The organism is Pseudomonas arcuscaelestis (assembly GCF_016881005.1).
Classification (GTDB): domain Bacteria; phylum Pseudomonadota; class Gammaproteobacteria; order Pseudomonadales; family Pseudomonadaceae; genus Aquipseudomonas; species Aquipseudomonas arcuscaelestis.
Genome location: NZ_JACOPV010000001.1, coordinates 37,771 through 51,391, shown reverse-complemented (window position 1 = coordinate 51,391; position 13,621 = coordinate 37,771). Strand labels below are relative to the sequence as shown.

Below are 13,621 nucleotides of genomic sequence, written 5' to 3'. Positions count from 1 at the left end.
TCGTCTTGCAGCTTGCGGCTTGATGCTTGCAACTGCGGTAATGAGGTTTTGAACATGGCTGAACGTCTGAGTAATGACTTCCAGTTCATCGAGGTCGGGCGCAAGGATCCGAAGAAGAAACTGTTGCGTCAACGCAAGAAGGAGTTCGTGGAAATCTACGAGCCCTTCAAACCCCAGCAGTCGGCCGAACAGGCACACCGCTGCCTGGGCTGTGGCAACCCGTACTGCGAGTGGAAGTGCCCGGTGCACAACTTCATCCCCAACTGGTTGAAGCTGGTCTCTGAAGGCAACATTCTCGCTGCTGCGGAGCTTTCGCACCAAACCAACACCTTGCCGGAAGTGTGCGGCCGGGTGTGCCCACAGGATCGTCTGTGCGAGGGTGCGTGCACCCTCAATGACGGTTTTGGTGCGGTGACTATCGGTTCGGTGGAGAAGTACATCACCGACACCGCCTTCGCCATGGGCTGGCGCCCTGACATGTCCAAGGTCAAACCGACCGGTAAACGTGTCGCCATCATCGGTGCCGGCCCTGCGGGTCTTGGCTGTGCCGATGTATTGGTGCGCGGCGGTGTGACCCCGGTGGTGTTCGATCGCAACCCGGAAATCGGTGGCCTGCTGACCTTCGGGATTCCCGAGTTCAAGCTGGAAAAGACCGTGTTGAGTAATCGTCGCGAAGTCTTCACTGGCATGGGTATCGAGTTCCGCCTCAACACCGAGGTGGGCAAGGACATCAGCATGGAACAACTGCTCGAAGAGTACGATGCAGTGTTCATGGGCATGGGCACCTACACCTACATGAAGGGCGGCTTCCCGGGTGAAGACCTGCCGGGTGTCCACGATGCCCTGGATTTCCTGGTGGCCAACGTCAACCGCAACCTGGGCTTCGAAAAATCGCCGGAAGACTTCGTCGATATGAAGGGTAAGAAGGTTGTGGTGCTTGGCGGCGGTGATACCGCGATGGATTGCAACCGCACCTCCATTCGCCAGGGTGCCAAGGCGGTGACCTGTGCCTACCGTCGTGACGAAGCCAACATGCCCGGCTCGCGCAAAGAGGTGAAGAACGCCAAGGAAGAGGGTGTGAAGTTCCTCTACAACCGCCAGCCAATTGCCATCGTCGGTGAAGACAAGGTTGAAGGCGTCAAGGTTGTCGAGACTCGTCTCGGTGAACCGGATGCCCGCGGCCGTCGCAGCCCTGAGCCGATTCCGGGTTCCGAAGAAATCATCCCGGCTGACGCGGTAGTCATCGCTTTCGGTTTCCGCCCGAGCCCGGCACCGTGGTTCGAGCAGTTCGACATTCAGACCGACAGCCAGGGCCGTGTCGTGGCACCGGAGAAGAACACCTTCAAACACCAGACCAGTAACCCGAAGATCTTCGCCGGTGGCGATATGGTTCGCGGCTCCGACCTGGTGGTGACGGCGATCTTCGAAGGGCGCAATGCGGCCGAAGGCATCCTGGATTACCTGGAAGTCTGAAGCGCCTGATTGCGGGGCACGCCCGCTCCCGGCCAATGGGAGCGGGCTAAACTCGCGATGAATGCAAAAAATCTATTGATCTGTCACAAGTCGATAGACAAAAGGCACGGTACTTACCGTGCCTTTTCCGTTGGTGTCTGAGAAAATGCCCGTACTTTTTTTCCGGATGCCGACATGACTGTCTTGAAGAACGATCGTTTTCTGCGCGCCCTGCTCAAGCAACCTGTAGACGTCACCCCAGTGTGGATGATGCGCCAGGCCGGCCGCTACCTGCCGGAGTACCGCGCCAGCCGCGCCAAGGCTGGTGACTTCATGAGCCTGTGCATGAACCCGCAGTTTGCCTGCGAGGTCACCATGCAGCCGCTGGACCGCTACCCGCTGGACGCGGCGATCCTGTTCTCGGACATCCTTACCATTCCCGATGCCATGGGTCAGGGCCTGTATTTTGAAACCGGCGAAGGCCCGCGTTTCAAGAAGGTCGTCAGCACCCTGGCTGATATCGAAGCCCTGCCGATACCTGATCCACAGAAAGACCTCGGCTATGTAATGGACGCTGTCAGCACCATTCGCCGCGAGCTCAATGGCCGCGTACCGCTGATTGGTTTTTCCGGCAGCCCGTGGACCCTGGCGACCTACATGGTCGAAGGCGGCTCGTCGAAAGACTTCCGCAAGACCAAAGCCATGCTCTACGACAACCCGCAGGCCATGCACCTGCTGCTCGATAAGCTGGCCCAGTCGGTTATCAGCTACCTCAATGGTCAGATCATGGCCGGTGCACAAGCGGTGCAGATCTTCGACACCTGGGGCGGTAACCTCTCGGCGGCGGCCTATCAGGAGTTCTCGCTGGCCTACATGCGCAAAATTGTTAGCGGCCTGATCCGCGAACACGAAGGTCGCAAGGTGCCGGTCATCCTCTTCACCAAGAACGGCGGCCTGTGGTTGGAAAGCATCGCCGACGCGGGCGCCGATGCGCTGGGCCTGGACTGGACGTGCGATATCGGTGAAGCCCGCCAGCGCGTGGGCAGCAAGGTTGCCCTGCAAGGCAACATGGACCCGACGGTGCTGTACGCCAAGCCCGAGGCCATCCGCGCCGAAGTCGGCCGTATCCTCGCCAGCTACGGTCATGGCACAGGTCACGTATTCAACCTTGGCCATGGGATTACCCCGGAAGTTGATCCGGAGCATGCCGGTGCGTTCATCCACGCCGTGCACGAGCTGTCGGCGCAGTACCACCAGTAATTCTGGCGACTCCCTCCGTGTTTTAAGCTTGAATTCAGCCTGTCTGGGTAATCTGTCTCCATCGAAACCCAGACAGGATCTGAACCATGAAAACTCGTTATCTCGCTCTGCTGCTTGCTCCACTGTTCAGCACCGCTGCTCTGGCCGCCGGCTATACCGGTCCAGGCGCACAGCCGGTGACCACGGTTGCCGCAGCCAATGATGCCGCTGACGACACCCCAGTGGTCCTGCAGGGCTTTGTGATCAAGAAGCTGAACAACGACGATAAGTTCGAATTCAAGGACAACACAGGCACCATCACTGTCGAGATCGACAATGAAGACATGCCGGCAGTGCCTTTCAACGACAAGACCAAGGTCAAGCTGACCGGTGAAGTCGAGAAGAAACTGATGAGCCGTGAAATTGATGTCGATCTGGTTGAAGTGATCAACTGATTGCCAGGGGCTGCCCCACAGCCCCTTGCCGACAAGGCCGCCATCCACAGTAATGTGGGGGTGGCCTTGACTGCATTCAGGCCTTGGCTGGCAACTTGCTCAGATGCAACGCCACCAGCAGCGCCACCACCAGCAAGCTGGCAATGAACAGGCCGATCCCATTCCATCCTGCTTCGTGCCAGAACACACCACCGGCCGTCCCCGCCACACTTGACCCCGCGTAGTAACTGAACAGGTATAGCGACGACGCCTGGCCTTTGGCTTTGGTCGCACGCCGTCCAATCCAGCTGCTGGCTACCGAGTGCGCGCCGAAGAAGCCGAAGGTGAACACCAGCATACCGATGATCACCAGTAGCAAGGGGCTGAACAAGGTCAGCAGCAGGCCGCCAAGCATCAGCACGATAGTTCCCCAGAACACCCTGCGCCGACCCAGCTTGTCGGCCAGGGCGCCAATTTGCGCTGAGCTGTAGATGCCAGACAAGTACACCACCGAGAGCAAGCCGACCAGCGCCTGGCTCATGTGGTATGGCTCTGCAAGCAAGCGGTAGCCGATGTAGTTGAACAGCGTAACGAACGCGCCCATCAGCAGGAACGCCTCAAGGAACAGCCAGGGCAGCCCGGCATCGCGAAATTGCAGAGTGAAGCCTTCGAGCAGGCTGCGCGGGCCCAACGAGCGCGGGCGGAAGTTACGGGACTCGGGAAGAATCTTCCAGAATACGACCGCTGCAATCAATGCCAGGCTACCAATGACCAGCAGTGCTGTGTGCCAGCTTACAAAGTCGATCAGTACGCCAGTGATCAGGCGACCGCTCATGCCACCGATAGCGTTACCGCCGATGTACAACCCCATGGCCAGGCCAATGTGCTGGGGGTGGATCTCTTCACTCAGGTAAGTCATCGCCACTGCTGCCAGGCCGCTCAGTGACAGCCCTAGTAGTGCGCGGCTCAACAACACGCCTTGCCAGCTTGGCATCAGGGCACTGACGATGGTGCACAACGCTGCGCAGAACAATGCAAAGACCATCACGGGCTTGCGCCCGAAGCGGTCGGAGATCGGTCCGGTGATTAGCAGGCCGATCGCCAGGGTCGCCGTCGATACCGAGAGAATCAGGCTGCTTTGTGCTGCGCTGATGGAAAACTCCCGGGACAACAGCGGCATCATGGGCTGTACGCAATAGAGCAGGGCGAAAGTGGCAAAGCCACCGCAGAACAGCGCCAGCACCGTACGCAGAAAGGCCGGCGTGCCCTTTTCAATCCAGTTTTCGTTGAGGTTGGCGACGATGTCGCTGAGCGGAGCAGGGGATAGTTCGTGGGCAGGTGAAGCAACAGCAGTTTTCACGGGTGACCTCGGGGGCGCTACGGCCTGTCAGGCAGTGAAAAAAGCATATAGCTGGCTAATGATCATTTCCAATATATTGTTCGACCTGTTTAAGAGGTTAAACGACCTATTGAGGTGTTCATGGAATTGCGCCACCTGCGCTACTTCATTGCCGTTGCCCAAGAACTGCATTTTGGCCGGGCAGCGCAGAATCTGGGGATCTCCCAGCCGCCGCTGAGCCAGCAGATTCAAGCCTTGGAGCTAGAGCTGGGAGCGCGCCTGTTTGAACGTACCAATCGTCGGGTTGCGCTTAGCGAGGCGGGACGACTGTTTCTTGAAGAGGCGCGCCTGGTCTTGGCACAGGTCGACAAAGCCGCGGATGTTGCCCGTCGCGCGCAGTTGGGCGAACTGGGTGAGATGAAAATCGGCTTCACTTCGTCGGCACCGTTCAACTCCAGCATTCCCAAGGCCATTTACGCCTTTCGCCAGCGTTTTCCGGCGGTGCACTTGAATCTCAGTGAAATGAGCAGTCAGGCGGTAGCCGACGCCTTGCTCGACGAGTCCATAGAAGTCGGATTGATGCGCCCACTGTCCCTGCCCGAGAGCCTGGTTGCAAAGGAGCTGTTTCGCGAACCACTGGTAGCGGTAATCAATGCCGCTCATCCGCTGGCCCAAGGCAACGAAGCCGGCGTGCATCTGGCGGCGCTGGCCGATGAGCCGTTTGTATTTTTCCCGCGCAGCTATGGCAGTGGCTTGTACGCGCAGTTGCTCAATCTGGCACGTCAGGCGGGTTTCAGTCCGCACTTTGCCCAGGAGGCAAGTGAGGTGATGACGATCATCGGATTGGTGTCGGCGGGGCTGGGCGTGTCGGTGTTGCCGGCTTCGTTCCAGCGCATGCGTATCGATGGCGTGGTGTACCGCCAGCTCCTGGATGAAGGTGCGGACACGGCGGTCTGGCTGGTACAGCGGCGAACCTCGTCGACGGCCATGGCCGACACCTTTGCGAGCCTTTTGTGCGACGAGCAACTTCATTGATTTGAAGGGCTGGATGGTGCTGGCTAAACCGACGCTGCGCCGACATACTCGGTCATTCCCAGATACACGGAGGTCTTTCCATGCGGCGCGTGGTGTTCAATCAGAAAGGTGGTGTGGGCAAATCGAGCATCGCTTGCAACCTTGCGGCGGTGAGTGCCAATGAAGGCTATCGAACCTTGCTGATCGACCTGGATGCTCAGGCTAACTCGACCCAGTACCTCACCGGTTTGACCGGCGAGGACATTCCCATGGGCATTGCCGACTTCTTCAAGCAAACCCTGTCGTCCGGGCCGTTTGCCAAGAAGAACAAGGTCGATATCTACGAGACACCCTTCGACAACCTGCATGTGGTGACCGCCACTGCCGAGCTGGCTGATCTGCAGCCCAAGCTTGAGGCCAAACACAAGATCAACAAGCTGCGCAAATTGCTCGATGAGCTGGATGAGGATTACGACCGGATCTATCTGGATACCCCGCCGGCCCTCAACTTTTATGCTGTTTCTGCGTTGATCGCTGCTGACCGCGTGTTGATCCCCTTCGATTGCGATAGCTTTTCACGCCAAGCGCTGTACGGGCTCCTGGCCGAAATTGAAGAACTCAAGGAAGACCACAACGAAGACCTGCAGGTTGAAGGCATCGTGGTCAATCAGTTCCAGGCGCGCGCCAGCCTGCCCCAGCAGATGCTTGATGAACTGCTGGCCGAGGGGCTGCCGGTACTTCCGGTGTACCTTAATAGCTCGGTGAAAATGCGCGAGTCTCACCAGGCCAGCTTGCCTTTGATCCATTTGGAACCGCGGCACAAGCTGACCCAGCAGTTTGTCGAACTGCACTCGCTGCTCGAAGAAAACGCCTAGATTCCCTGGCTGCGCAGCCACTCCAGCAATTGCTGGAGTGGGAACGCGCCGCTCTGACGCGACACTTCCCGGCCATTTTTGAACAGAATCAGGCTGGGGATCGAGCGAATCGACAATTGTCCCGCCAATTGCTGGTTGGCCTCGCTGTCGAGCTTGGCTAGGCGGCAGCGCCCGCTCAGCTGACTGGCTGCCTGCTCGAAAATCGGCGCAAAGGACTTGCAGGGCCCACACCAATCGGCCCAGACGTCGATCAACAGCGGCAGGTCGCCCTTGATTTGGCTGGCAAAGTCGCCCTGCTTGAGCTCAAAGGGTTTGCTCAGCAGGACCGGGCTTTTGCAGCGACCGCACTTGGGCGTATCGCCCAGGCGGTCGGCAGGAATGCGGTTCAGGCCATTGCAGTGGGGGCAGGGGATCAGCAACGGGTCAGTCATCGATACTCCAGGAATCAGTCATAGGGTTCTGTAGGGTCAAGACGAGCAACTGATCTCCAGGTGCTTGCCCCACTCCGGAGGTCGTTCGGCGTAGGCCTGCATGCCCGGCTGTTCTTCAAACGGTTTGGTCAGCACCTGATGCAGTCGCCTCACTTCGGTGTAGTCGCCACCCTCAGCTGCCTCGATGGCCCGTTGCGCTAGATAATTACGCAAGATGTACAGCGGATTGACGGCGTGCATGCGCTCTCGGCGTCCGTCAGCGTTGTCGGGTTCGCGCTGCAGGCGTGCAAGGTAGTCTTCGGCCCAGCGGTCGAAACCGGCGAGGTCGATAAAGTCGTCGCGCACAACGCGCACCGCTGTTTCAGCAGGCTGCTCGCCCAGTTTGCGGAAGAATAGGGTGTAGTCGACCGCGCCTGGTTGCATCAATTGCAGCAGGCGTTCGATCAGGGCTTTGTCGCCGTCTTCGGCCTGCTGCAAACCCAGGCGTCGGCGCATCAGGTGCAGGTAGTGTGCTTCGTACAGTGGCAGGAACAAGGTCAGGGTGTCCTGCAATGCCTCGACACTGATGAACGGGGTCAGCGCCTGCGCCAGGGCGCTTAGGTTCCAGTGGGCAATGGGTACTTGATTGCTATAGCTGTAGCGGCCTTGATCGTCTGAATGGTTACAGATGAAATTGGCGTCGAAGTCATCCAGGAATGCGAACGGACCGAAGTCGAAGGTGATGCCCAGAATCGACATGTTGTCGGTGTTCATCACCCCGTGACAGAAGCCATAGGCCTGCCACAGCGCTATCAGTTCGGCGTTGCGCTCGACGATGTTGCGAAACATCGCCAGGTATGGCTCAGGCTCGGTCTGGCACTCCGGAAAGTGCAGGCTCAGCACGTGCTCGGCCAGAACGCGTTGCTGCTCGGGCTGGCGCGTGTAGTAGAAGTACTCGAAATGCCCGAAGCGAACATGGCTGGGTGCCAGGCGTAGCAGCATTGCCGTGCGTTCCTGGGTTTCGCGCCACACCGGCGTACTCGAACCAATAACGCACAGGGCTCGGCTGCTGGGAATACCCAAGGCATGCAGGGCTTCGCTGGCGAGAAACTCGCGGATCGAGGAGCGCAGCACCGCTCGGCCGTCGCCCATGCGCGAGTAGGGCGTTAGGCCCGCACCCTTGAGGTGCAGGTCCCAATGCTCGCCAGCGTCGTTGTACACCTCGCCCAGTAGCAGGCCGCGTCCGTCTCCCAGACGCGGGCTGTAGCCACCGAACTGATGGCCGGAATAGACCATCGCCCGAGGCTCGGCTTCGCTCCACAATTTGTGGCCGCTGAAGAGTTCGGCAAATACCGGAGAATGCGCTTCGGTAGGCTCCAGATCCAGCAGGGCCATGGCGGCATCGCTCGCCACCACCAAGCGCGGCTCGGCAATCGGTTCGGGCAGCACCGAGGTTGAGAAGGCATCGCCCAGGCGGGCAAAGCGGTTATCGAAGTTCAGTTCGTCGAGGGCTTTCAACGGCCATCTCCTGCAGAATATCCGATCATTCTGCAAGGGTATGGCCGTCGGCGTCCAGTCAGGTCGGTTTACCGGGGGGCTCGTTGTCCGGCTTTTTGTCGAGGTCCAGCGGCGTGTTCACCGATACGGTCTTGTCCCTGCTCTCTACGGGGACCATTTTGTATTCCTGGCCCTGCATGTTCTTCAGGTAGACCTCCATCTGGCGGAACGAGATATTGATCTTCTGCCTCTTGAATTCCTTGTTGATGAAGCGGTTGATCTCGTCCAGCACCGGGTTGCGGTCACCCAGGTCACGTACATGCATGCGCAATTCGTGGTCCAGGGTGCTCTCGCCGAAGTTCAGGAAGTAGACAATCGGTTCGGGCTCTTTGAGTACCCGCGGGTTCTCGCTGGCAGCCTTGAGCAACAGGGTGCGTACCAGGTCCAGATCCGAACCGTAGTCGACACCAAGCTTGAGCGTCACTCGGGTGATGGTGTCGGTCAGCGACCAGTTGATCAGTTGCCCGGTAATGAAGGTTTTGTTCGGGACAATGATGTCCTTGCGATCGAAGTCGGTAATGGTTGTGGCGCGGATACGGATTTTACTGACCGTGCCAGACAGGTTGCCGATGGTGATGGTGTCACCGATACGCACGGGACGCTCGAACAGGATCATGATGCCGGAGATGAAGTTGGCGAAAATCTCCTGCATGCCGAAGCCCAGGCCCACCGACAACGCCGCCACCAGCCACTGTAATTTGTCCCAGCTGACGCCCAGGGCGGAAAGGGTCGAGACAAAGCCTACGCCAGCAATCACGTAGGACAACAGCGTAGTGGTGGCGTAGGCACTGCCTTGCGCCAGGTTCAAGCGCGACAACACCAGCACTTCAAGCAGGCCTGGCAGGTTGCCAGCCAGGGCGATGGTAATACCGATGATCACCAGGGCGCCAAGCAGGTCGCTGAGGCTGATTGGCACCATGCTCATGGTCGCGCCGGTGCCGCTGGTGTATTCGTAAAGGGTGATGTTATCGAGATAGGCAACCACGCTGATCAAATCGGACCAGACCCAGTACAGCGCACCAATGAAGCCACCCAGTAGGGCCAGGCGGATGAGGCGCAAGGACTGCTGGTTGACCTGTTCGATGTCCAGGGTGGGTTCTTCGACAATCACTTCGCCGTCGAGGCCTTCCTTGGTGGTTTGCTGGCGTTTGCTCAATGCCCGCTGGTAGGCCAGGCGTCGCGCCGCCACCGCCAGGCCACGCACGAAGGCCGCCTCGATCACCAGCCAGAACATCAGCAGGTAGAGGGTATCGATGAGGCGATCGGTAAGCTTCAGCGCGGTGTAGTAGTAGCCGAAGCAAACGGCGATGAACAAGGCAATCGGCAGGGCGGTGAAAGCCACCCCTACGGCCTGGCGAAACAGCGATGTGTTGCGGTGTGCGGGGCTGCTGAGCAGCAGGCGGCTAAGCAACCATGCCATCAGGGCATAACAGGTCAAGACCACGCCGATACCCAGCACATCGTCGGCCAGCGCCGAAGGTTGGTGCTCGGCCACTGCCACGACACCGACCAAGGCCAGGACCACGGCGCCAAGGCGGCGAATCCAGCGACGCAGGAACTCCACTTGCGACTTGTCCCAACGGAAGTGCAACTCGGCCACGCCGCCCGGGGCAAGTACTCGGTACGCGGTGTAGAACACCAGCCAGGCCTGGGCAATTTGCCACAGCGCCGCGCCAAGGTTGGCGTTCTGACCTCGAGCGTCGATCTGCAGGGCAAAGCCGCACAACGCCAGGCCAAGGCTCACCGGCAAGGCCAACAGAATGTTGATCAGAATCGCCTGCGGCGTGTGCCATTGACTGTCGCGCTTGAAGTGACCGACGTCCTGGTGAACTTTGTTGAGGCGCTGATACAGGTATTTACGTCGCCACAGCAAGGCACCAATCAACAGCAATAACGGCAGGAATAGCAGTGGGCGCTGGGTCAGGCCATCGCCCAATTCCTTGAGCCCGGAGCCCCAAGGCAAGCTTACCAGTTGCTTGTGCAAGCGTTCGGGGACGGTCTGCAGCCACTCAAGGTCGAGGGGTTTATTGCTCGGAATCCAGAACATTTGCTCGTCGAGCGTGGTGCGCAAGCTCTGGGAAGTGCTGAGCAACTGCTTTTCGTTCAATTGCAGAGTGATGGACTCATTGAGCAGGGCACTCAATTCGCGATTGAGGCGTTCCAGCAGGTCGCTGCGCGTAATCACCACTTCCAGCAAGGCTTTACGCAGTTGGGGGGTAACGTTTTCGTTGGGCTGGTTGACGAGCAATTTGTCGACATAGCTGCTCGGACTGGTGATCTGTTCGCGCTGTTGGTTGATTTCAAACTGATAGAGACGAATATCGGCGATCTGGTCAGCCAGGTTGCGGTCGACTTTCAGGTGCGGCAGTGCCTGCTTTTGCTTGTAGAGAATCTTCGACAGCAACAGGCTGCCCTTGAGTACGCTGATCTGTTCTTCCAGGGCCTGGTCGGCCTGGGTCAGGCTGTCCAGTTGTTGCTTGGTCCTGAGATTCTGCTGGGTCAGCTCGTTCAGGCGGTCGGTGCTGCGCAGCAAGTAATCCGAGAGTTTGAGGTTGGCTGCGCTTTCAGTGGCAAGCAGGGTGCTGCCGCCGGCTTTCTGGGCTTCCAGGGACTGTTCGGTAACCGTTTGTTGGGACTGCGCCAGACGCTTCTGATTGACTAGCGTCTGCAGGTCCTGGATCTCCTGTTCAAGGCGTGCGGCACGCTCGATCAGCAGGTCATGCTGGCTGTTGCCCAAGTCTTGCAGCAGGCTGTTGCCGGCCAACTCCTGACGACGCAACAAGGTTACGGCATTGAGTGCGGCCAGCTCGGCATTGAGCTGGTTGCGCAGGTCGGCCGTCAGCGGTTTACCGCCATCCTTGCCGAGTTTAAGGATGTTGTTGATCTGCTGGGAGCGGGTCTGGTTGGCACTGATTTCTGCCTGTGAGCGCTCCGGTCGGGTCTGCGAGGTGATTGTCAGGCTGTTGGCTTCAGACAACGCCTTTTGCAGCTCCCCCTGCTCGGTGGTGCGCTCGGCCAGCAGCTGTTCCAGTTGCGGCAACGTCTGCGAGGCATAGCGTTGGGCGGCGGGAACTACCTTGCTTTCATTGAGTTTGGCCAGCTCCCGTTGGTTTTCGCTGGTACGCCGAGGCGCTTCACTCAGTTGTTGTTTGAGTGCCTGGAGCTTTTTCTCGCTGTCTTCCTTGGTGCTGAGGAAGGCCAGGGTGTTCTCGAGCACCTGCTGCAAAGCCTTCTGCTCGGCTTCGGGCAGTTTTCGCTCGGCGATCTTGTCCAGGCTGTGTTGAATGGACGCACGGGTTGGTGGCTCTGCGGCCCAGGCGAAGGAGAGTGACAGGCACAGCCCGAGCAGGGCTGCGCATAGGGAAGTGCGCAGGGACATAGGCAGAAAATTCTTACAACCAGGGGCGAAGTTTGAGTTTAAAGGAACAACCCGGGGCCGGGTCGAGTACCTTCGGGGAATTTGACGCCCACTTTGAGGATCTTGTTCCCCTCCATCACCGCCACTGTCCATAGTGTGTTGTTCCATTCGATCTGGTCGCCGACCACGGGTGCACCGCCAACCTTCTGGGCAATGAAGCGGCTGAGCGGCATATGCGGGTCCTGTCCGTCGAGTTGCAAACCGTACAACGTCGCTACAGCCCCCAGTTCTGCGTCACCTTCGAGAACGAAGTCACCGAAGAAGCGCAAATCGAGACCGCGTTGTGGAGCCTGGCTGAACAGCTTGCCGAGGGCCGGCAGGTTGTGTTCGTGGCCGATTACGCAGAGTAGATCGTCGGTTTCCAGGGTGGTACTTCCCGACGGATGGAGCAGTTGCTGGCCGCGAAAAAGGGCAGCGATACGCGTTCCTTCAGGCATTTTCAGCTCGCGCAGGGCTGCACCGATGCACCATTTTTCCGCACTGAGGCGGTAGACGAACAGCTCCCACTCGCTGGTGATGTGCACCTCCAGGGCTGAGCGGGAGATCGGCGCCGGGTCTGGCGGCACAGTCACCTTGAGCAGCTTGGCCATCCAAGGCAGGCTTGTGCCTTGTACCAGCAGCGAGACCAGCACGATAAAGAACGCCAGGTTGAAGAAAAGCTGAGCGTCGGGCAGGCCGGCCATCAGCGGGAACACTGCAAGAATGATCGGCACCGCGCCGCGCAGGCCCACCCAGGAAATAAAGGCTTTTTCGCGATCGTGGAAGGCCTTGAACGGCAACAGGCTGACAACCACCGACAAGGGCCGGGCGAATATGATCATCCAAAGCGCCAGGCCCAAGGCGGGTAGCGCGATAGGCAGTAAGTCGTGGGGGGTGACCAGCAGGCCGAGGACCAGGAACATGCCGATCTGTGCGAGCCAGGCCATACCATCAAGCATGTGCAGAATGCCGTGGCGGCTACGAATCGGCCGATTGCCCAACACCAGGCCACACAGGTAAACGGCGAGGAAGCCACTGCCGTGCAGGGCGTTGGTCAGGGAAAACACTACCAGGCCGCCGGCCACTACCAGGATCGGGTACAGGCCACCGGCCAGATTGATGCGGTTGACCATCTGCAGCATCAGCCAGCCTCCGCCAAGACCCAGCAGGCCACCAATACCGAACTCGCGCAGCAGGTGAGTGAGCAGGCTCCAGTGCAGGCCGGTTTGGCCGCTGGCGATCATGTCGATAAGCGTGACGGTAAGAAACACCGCCATCGGGTCATTACTGCCCGATTCGATTTCCAGTGTCGCTGTTACCCGCTCGTTCAGACCCTTGCCGCCAAGCAGCGAGAACACAGCTGCGGCGTCGGTGGAGCCTACGATAGCGCCAATCAACAGGCCCTGAATCAGGCTCAGGTCGAACAGCCACGCGGCAACCATACCCGTCAGCCCGGTGGTGATGAGCACGCCGACGGTGGCCAGAGACAGTGCCGGCCACAGTGCCACGCGGAAACTTGCCACTCGCGTGCGCAAACCACCGTCGAGGAGGATCACCGCCAATGCCAGGTTGCCCACCAGATAGGCGGTCGGGTAGTTGTTGAAGATGATGCCACCGCCATCCACACCTGCGGCCATGCCGACCGCGAGAATGATGACCAGAATTGGGATGCCCAACCGAGATGACAGTGAGCTGACCAGAATACTTGCACCTACCAGCAATGCGCCGATCAAGAACAGGCTATTGATGGTGGACGCATCCAAAGGCAGTACTCCAGGGTAAAGCAGGCGGGAAGGGTGGTGCTGTACACGCAGGTTGCATGGGCTCTGATTCTAACCCGAGGCTGGCGCGGGCTGTAAAGTGTTACCACATTCAGGGGCTTGTCATGAGTTGAAGTAGCGCTT

The 13,621-nt window shown here is 59.1% G+C and carries 10 protein-coding genes; 5 read left to right on the top strand and 5 right to left on the bottom strand.

The window, feature by feature from the left end; all coding sequences use genetic code 11:
• Positions 1-54 precede the first annotated feature (54 nt).
• From H8F21_RS00190 to H8F21_RS00180, 3 genes are all read left to right on the top strand, one after another.
• The gene (locus tag H8F21_RS00190) at positions 55-1,473 is read left to right on the top strand and encodes an FAD-dependent oxidoreductase (RefSeq protein ID WP_203479091.1); all 1,419 of its coding nucleotides are present in this window, start codon (positions 55-57) and stop codon (positions 1,471-1,473) included.
• Between the two features lie 174 nt (positions 1,474-1,647).
• On the top strand, positions 1,648-2,712 hold the full coding sequence (gene hemE / locus H8F21_RS00185) for a uroporphyrinogen decarboxylase (protein WP_203479092.1): 1,065 nt from the start codon (positions 1,648-1,650) through the stop codon (positions 2,710-2,712).
• A gap of 86 nt (positions 2,713-2,798) precedes the next feature.
• Positions 2,799-3,146 carry a YgiW/YdeI family stress tolerance OB fold protein gene (locus H8F21_RS00180; RefSeq protein ID WP_136478574.1) on the top strand — a complete coding sequence of 116 codons (348 nt, stop codon included), beginning with the start codon at positions 2,799-2,801 and terminating at the stop codon, positions 3,144-3,146.
• 76 nt (positions 3,147-3,222) lie between these two features.
• Here H8F21_RS00180 and H8F21_RS00175 read toward each other — a convergent pair whose 3' ends face one another.
• Positions 3,223-4,428, bottom strand: a complete 1,206-nt coding sequence (locus H8F21_RS00175; protein ID WP_408004432.1) for an MFS transporter — start codon at positions 4,426-4,428, stop codon at positions 3,223-3,225.
• Positions 4,429-4,605: 177 nt separating this feature from the next.
• On the opposite strand from H8F21_RS00175, the gene H8F21_RS00170 reads away from it, so the two are divergent.
• Positions 4,606-5,499: a LysR family transcriptional regulator gene (locus H8F21_RS00170; protein ID WP_203479094.1), complete on the top strand. Its 894-nt coding sequence runs from the start codon at positions 4,606-4,608 to the stop codon at positions 5,497-5,499.
• Between the two features lie 80 nt (positions 5,500-5,579).
• Positions 5,580-6,353: a ParA family protein gene (locus H8F21_RS00165; RefSeq protein WP_136478571.1), complete on the top strand. Its 774-nt coding sequence runs from the start codon at positions 5,580-5,582 to the stop codon at positions 6,351-6,353.
• On the opposite strand, the gene trxC is transcribed toward H8F21_RS00165, so the two are convergent.
• Genes trxC through H8F21_RS00145 form a run of 4 tightly spaced genes read right to left on the bottom strand, consistent with a single transcriptional unit; the run spans position 6,350 to position 13,480 of the window.
• Positions 6,350-6,784 carry a thioredoxin TrxC gene (trxC, locus tag H8F21_RS00160; RefSeq protein ID WP_203479095.1) on the bottom strand — a complete coding sequence of 145 codons (435 nt, stop codon included), beginning with the start codon at positions 6,782-6,784 and terminating at the stop codon, positions 6,350-6,352. The genes H8F21_RS00165 and trxC overlap by 4 nt on opposite strands.
• A gap of 36 nt (positions 6,785-6,820) precedes the next feature.
• On the bottom strand, positions 6,821-8,281 hold the full coding sequence (gene selO / locus H8F21_RS00155) for a protein adenylyltransferase SelO (protein WP_203583904.1): 1,461 nt from the start codon (positions 8,279-8,281) through the stop codon (positions 6,821-6,823).
• Between the two features lie 58 nt (positions 8,282-8,339).
• A complete protein-coding gene (gene mscK, locus H8F21_RS00150) occupies positions 8,340-11,699 on the bottom strand; it encodes a mechanosensitive channel MscK (RefSeq protein WP_236042829.1) in 3,360 nt (1,119 codons plus the stop codon).
• A 38-nt stretch (positions 11,700-11,737) separates the two neighbouring features.
• Positions 11,738-13,480, bottom strand: coding sequence for a potassium/proton antiporter (locus tag H8F21_RS00145; RefSeq protein ID WP_203479097.1), 1,743 nt, complete (start codon positions 13,478-13,480; stop codon positions 11,738-11,740).
• Positions 13,481-13,621: the final 141 nt, after the last annotated feature.

Coding starts and splice junctions, on each gene's coding strand:
- H8F21_RS00190 (WP_203479091.1), top strand. CDS start 55: ATGGCTGAACGTCTGAGTAATGACTTCCAGTTCATCGAGGTCGGGCGC.
- hemE (WP_203479092.1), top strand. CDS start 1,648: ATGACTGTCTTGAAGAACGATCGTTTTCTGCGCGCCCTGCTCAAGCAA.
- H8F21_RS00180 (WP_136478574.1), top strand. CDS start 2,799: ATGAAAACTCGTTATCTCGCTCTGCTGCTTGCTCCACTGTTCAGCACC.
- H8F21_RS00170 (WP_203479094.1), top strand. CDS start 4,606: ATGGAATTGCGCCACCTGCGCTACTTCATTGCCGTTGCCCAAGAACTG.
- H8F21_RS00165 (WP_136478571.1), top strand. CDS start 5,580: ATGCGGCGCGTGGTGTTCAATCAGAAAGGTGGTGTGGGCAAATCGAGC.
- trxC (WP_203479095.1), bottom strand. CDS start 6,784: ATGACTGACCCGTTGCTGATCCCCTGCCCCCACTGCAATGGCCTGAAC.
- mscK (WP_236042829.1), bottom strand. CDS start 11,699: ATGTCCCTGCGCACTTCCCTATGCGCAGCCCTGCTCGGGCTGTGCCTG.